The organism is Peribacillus sp. SIMBA_075 (genome assembly GCF_046534585.1).
Window position 1 is genome coordinate 1 of record NZ_JAWRYN010001505.1, and the last position, 239, is coordinate 239.

At 37.7% G+C, this 239-nt stretch carries 1 protein-coding gene and 1 pseudogene; both read left to right on the plus strand.

Going from position 1 to position 239, the window contains the following annotated elements:
• A pseudogene (locus SB775_RS33430) lies at positions 1-67 on the plus strand (MTH1187 family thiamine-binding protein); the annotation flags it as partial.
• Between the two features lie 48 nt (positions 68-115).
• Positions 116-239, plus strand: a 124-nt coding sequence (locus tag SB775_RS33435; protein ID WP_410865599.1) for a DUF2573 family protein, incomplete at its 3' end; no start/stop codon positions are given.

Below are 239 nucleotides of genomic sequence, written 5' to 3' on the forward strand. Positions count from 1 at the left end.
CGATGATCGTCGTGATAAAGTAAGCACAATGGAGAAAAAATTAAACTCTGTTCGATCAAAATTATAAGAAAAAGCAGCGATCTTCGCTGCTTTTTTCATATAGGAGGTAAATAAGGTGAGTGAAAAGTTTAACGAACAATTTGACGGGTTACTAGAGAAATACACGGAACTATTACTGGGAGAGAGCAATGAAGAGAGAAAAGAACAGGTGCAGAAGTGGGCCCTGTATGCTTATATTG